General features: G+C 63.5%; 5 protein-coding genes and 1 tRNA gene. 4 read left to right on the top strand and 2 right to left on the bottom strand.

Translation table 11 applies throughout. The features are described from left to right. The first annotated feature begins 75 nt into the window (after positions 1-75). On the top strand, positions 76-429 hold the full coding sequence (locus tag EN925_RS27520) for a hypothetical protein (RefSeq protein WP_127369242.1): 354 nt from the start codon (positions 76-78) through the stop codon (positions 427-429). Between the two features lie 399 nt (positions 430-828). Here the strand turns inward: EN925_RS27520 and EN925_RS27515 are convergent. Both EN925_RS27515 and EN925_RS27510 read right to left on the bottom strand, forming a co-directional pair. Next, positions 829-903 (bottom strand) — tRNA-Val (locus EN925_RS27515). Between the two features lie 129 nt (positions 904-1,032). After that, the gene (locus tag EN925_RS27510; protein ID WP_127369243.1) at positions 1,033-1,716 is read right to left on the bottom strand and encodes a phosphoglycolate phosphatase; all 684 of its coding nucleotides are present in this window, start codon (positions 1,714-1,716) and stop codon (positions 1,033-1,035) included. Positions 1,717-2,037: 321 nt separating this feature from the next. Between EN925_RS27510 and rpiA the strand changes: the two genes are divergently transcribed. The 3 genes from rpiA to EN925_RS27495 form a co-directional block, all read left to right on the top strand. Beyond that, positions 2,038-2,769 carry a ribose-5-phosphate isomerase RpiA gene (gene rpiA / locus EN925_RS27505; protein WP_063172140.1) on the top strand — a complete coding sequence of 244 codons (732 nt, stop codon included), beginning with the start codon at positions 2,038-2,040 and terminating at the stop codon, positions 2,767-2,769. Continuing rightward, positions 2,756-3,358: a DUF2059 domain-containing protein gene (locus EN925_RS27500; protein ID WP_013531665.1), complete on the top strand. Its 603-nt coding sequence runs from the start codon at positions 2,756-2,758 to the stop codon at positions 3,356-3,358. The genes rpiA and EN925_RS27500 overlap by 14 nt, the downstream gene beginning before the upstream one ends. A gap of 116 nt (positions 3,359-3,474) precedes the next feature. Continuing rightward, positions 3,475-3,703 (top strand): FAD-dependent oxidoreductase (locus EN925_RS27495; RefSeq protein WP_164773313.1); only part of this gene is annotated, 229 nt, incomplete at its 3' end.

Here is a 3,703-nt window from a genome sequence, read left to right as displayed (position 1 = left end):
TCCCGGAGCATCTCTTCGAACCGTTGCGCCGGTGCTATGGTGTGCCTGCATGATCGGACAGCAGGGATATGAGGCATGCCCGAAATCACACGCCGTACACTTCTTGCGTTTACCGCCGTCGCCTCGGTCATTGAACCGACGTTTGCCGAAGCGGAAGGGGCCTCACCCGAATTGCGGGCGCTGATCGGAGCCCATGAAGCCAGCTATGTCGAGCTTCACAGGGTTGTTCATCAAGCGGGCAGCAGCAGCCACGAATGCAAGAGGGCAGACCGGATTGAACAGGAAGCCTTGCTGGCCATCTGCTCCTATCCAGCGATCAGCCGAGGCGACCGCCGGGCCAAGGCCGATTACCTGTTGACCGCCGAGGCTCGGGGTGAACTCGACCTGGAAGAGCACATGCAGGCCATCCTGCACGCGATGAAGCGCTGATCGCGGCTCGACCGGCGTAGGGCAGAGTTTGGCCCCATCGACAGGAGTTCATGCGCGGCGACTATCTCGCCGCCTTCCATTGCTGCGACTACGCATCTTTGGCTAATGGACGAAGCGCTCAGCGACCTGTCGGGCAAGTGACGCTCGATGAAGCCCGGCCCATGGAGCAAGCCCGAGCGCTGAACCGGAACAACGCTATACGGTCTTTTGCGCCGACGACCGCATCGAGGTGTCGTTTTGGGATCGCGAACAGATGAAGGTCCGAAACGGCTCCGACGTCTGCCCGTTCCAGAGATATGCGAGCTACAGCAGCGCGTGGAATTCGCCCAGAAGAATTGGCGGGGAAGGGGCGGGGTGTAGTTGCTAGGCATTTTGGGGTGCGGCGTTCAGGAAGGCCGATGGTGGGCGATGCAGGGATTGAACCTGCGACCCCACCCGTGTGAAGGGTGTGCTCTCCCGCTGAGCTAATCGCCCGCTCGTTGCCCGAAGGCCAAGCGAGCCGCGATATAAGGGAGGCAGGTGCGGGAAGTCAAGGCGGTGTCCGGCGTTCTGACACGGATCGGTTTTGCTGTGCTTTGCGCCCTGTCTCCCGCCGCCTTCCGGTCAGTTTCCGGCGGCAGCAATCAGCCTTTGCGCCAGATCGAGCGTCAGGGCGTCGAAATGCGAAATCACCGCAGAAGGCTCGAACTCCCGCACATGGCGGTCGGTGTAGCCGAAATCGACCGCCACCACCGGAATGCCGGCGGCTTTCGCCGTGTCGATGTCGGTTTGCGAATCGCCGACCATCAGGGCGCGGTGAGGGTCGCCGCCGGCCAGCTTTATGGTCTCGATCAAATGGCGCGGGTCGGGCTTGCGGAAGGCGAACGTGTCCTGGCCGGCGATCGCCGCGAAATGTTTGGTCAGGCCGAGCGCCTCGATCAGCGCCAGCGAGTTGGCTTCGTATTTGTTGGTGCAGATGGCGAGGATATAGCCGGCCTCCTCGAAGCGCGCGATCGCCTCGACGACACCGGGGTAGGGGCGCGACTTGCCGGGGATGTTGAGCGTGTAGTGGTCGAGGAAAAGTTTCAGCAGCCGGTCGTGCTCCTCGACGGCAAGCGATCGCTGATGGGCGGCGTGCGCCCGCTCGATCATCACCCGGCCGCCGTGACCGACAAAGCGCCTGAAGCCGGCTTCGTCGACCGCCGCGATCTCGCTGGCGGCCAGGCTGTGGTTGAGGCTGTCGAGCAGGTCCGGCGCTGTGTCGATCAGCGTACCGTCGAGGTCGAACACGATGATCGGTCGGGTCATGGTCTGTCCTGGGCAGGTGTGCAATGGGCAGGCGATAAAGGCTGCGGCGCGTCAAGGCAAGCGCGGGGCCAGTTCGTTCAGGCGGGGCCTGCTTATCAGGCCGGGCATTCGCGGCTGGACGCCGCTATGAAAAAAACCGCCTCGACGGCGGGCTGTTGGCGCAAATCAACACCATAGGCAAAAATGTAGCATAGCTGCGCTCACCCGTCAAGGAAATAATTCCTATACTGAGCATCACCTGGAGAAGCGCCGTCCAGGGCTTTGACCGGACCGGCAAAAATGCTACGAGCCCGGCAGCGAATTTCCGGGGCAATAACCGACATGGATGCAAGGCAGTTGAAGGTCGAAGCCGCGCGGGCAGCACTCGCCCATGTAAGCGACGGCATGCGGCTTGGCATCGGCACCGGCACCACGGCCGAGGAGTTCGTGCGGCTGCTTGCCGAAAAGGTCGCAACCGGCATGGCGATCATCGGCGTGCCGACTTCGGAGCGCACCGCGTTGCTGTGCCGCGAGCTTGGCGTGCCGCTGTCGACGCTGGAGGAAACGCCAGAGCTGGATCTCACCGTCGACGGCGCCGACGAAGTCGACCCGGAACTGACCCTGGTCAAGGGCGGCGGCGGCGCGCTGCTGCGCGAGAAGATCGTCGCCGCGGCGTCCCAGCGCATGATCGTCATCGCCGACCGCTCCAAGATGGTCGAGACGCTCGGCCGTTTTCCCCTGCCGATCGAAGTCAATCCGTTCGGCCTGCGCGCCACTGAAATCGCGGTTGCCGCAGCGGCTGAAAAGCTCGGTCTTTCCGGACCGGTCACATTGAGGATGACGGGCGGACAGGCTTTTGTTACAGACGGCGGCCATTTTATCCTCGATGCATCTTTTGGCCGCATTCCGGATACAAGAGCGCTTTCGAATGCTCTCCACGCCATTCCGGGCGTGGTCGAGCATGGTCTTTTCATCGGGCTGGCTTCAGCGGCCATCATCGCCGGCGGCGACGGTATCCAAACCGTCCATGCCGCCCGAAAACCAGGGAGTTCTACCGATCATGACGTTGCATAACCGGGTTCGCAGCCTTTCCGTCCTTCTGGCGGCCTCGGCCGTTTTCGCCTTCTCGTCGCCGGCGTTTTCGCAGGATGTCACGGAAGCGCACCTGAAGGCCGCCCGCGCGGCGGTCGCTGCGATCCACGCGACCGACCCGTTCGACAACATCCTGCCGCAGGCAGCCGCGGCGCTCGAATCGCAGCTGATCCAGAAGAACCCGGACATGCAGGAACTGATCGGCAAGACGATCAACGAGAAGGCTCTGGCGCTGGCCTCGCGCCGCGCCGACCTCGAGAAGGAAGCAGCACTCGCCTACGCGAAAGTGTTCTCCGAAAAGGAACTGACCGACATCGCCGCCTTCTACAATTCCGATTCGGGCAAGAAGCTGCTCGATAGCGGCCCGACGGTGACCCGCGAATTGGTCAAGGCAGCCGACATCTGGCAGAACGGCCTCGGCCGCGATCTCGCCCAGCAGGTCGGCGAAACGTTGGCCGCAGCCGCCAAGGCAAAGGCGCAGGCAGCACCTGCCGCGCCCGCCGACGGAGCCGCAGCTCCGGCCGATGGCGCAGCGCCCGCCGACGGCGCGGCCCCCGCGGACAACAACTGACCCGCATTTTCAAATGGCCTTGCGGCCTACTGCGAAAGCCCGGCCTGTCCGGGCTTTTCTTTTGCCGTTTTGCGGCCTACCTGTCTGACACATTTCTGAAGCCTGGGAGCCGCGTCATGGCCGGTTACGACTACGATCTTTTCGTCATCGGCGGCGGCTCGGGCGGGGTGAGGGCGGCGCGCGTCGCCGCGGCACTCGGCAAGCGTGTCGGCATCGCCGAGGAATACCGCTATGGCGGCACCTGCGTCATCCGCGGCTGCGTACCGAAAAAGCTCTACGTCTATGCCTCGCAATTTCCCGAGCACTTCGCCGACGCCGCCGGCTATGGCTGGACGGTGCCGGAAG

Origin of the sequence: Mesorhizobium sp. M7A.F.Ca.US.006.04.2.1 (genome assembly GCF_004022915.1) — a bacterium.
Lineage (GTDB): Bacteria > Pseudomonadota > Alphaproteobacteria > Rhizobiales > Rhizobiaceae > Mesorhizobium > Mesorhizobium ciceri.
This window is presented reverse-complemented; position numbering and strand designations above follow the sequence as displayed.

Bases quoted from the DNA above. Each gene is read 5' to 3' on its own strand.
- EN925_RS27520 (WP_127369242.1), top strand. From the start codon at position 76: ATGCCCGAAATCACACGCCGTACACTTCTTGCGTTTACCGCCGTCGCC.
- EN925_RS27510 (WP_127369243.1), bottom strand. From the start codon at position 1,716: ATGACCCGACCGATCATCGTGTTCGACCTCGACGGTACGCTGATCGAC.
- rpiA (WP_063172140.1), top strand. From the start codon at position 2,038: ATGGATGCAAGGCAGTTGAAGGTCGAAGCCGCGCGGGCAGCACTCGCC.
- EN925_RS27500 (WP_013531665.1), top strand. From the start codon at position 2,756: ATGACGTTGCATAACCGGGTTCGCAGCCTTTCCGTCCTTCTGGCGGCC.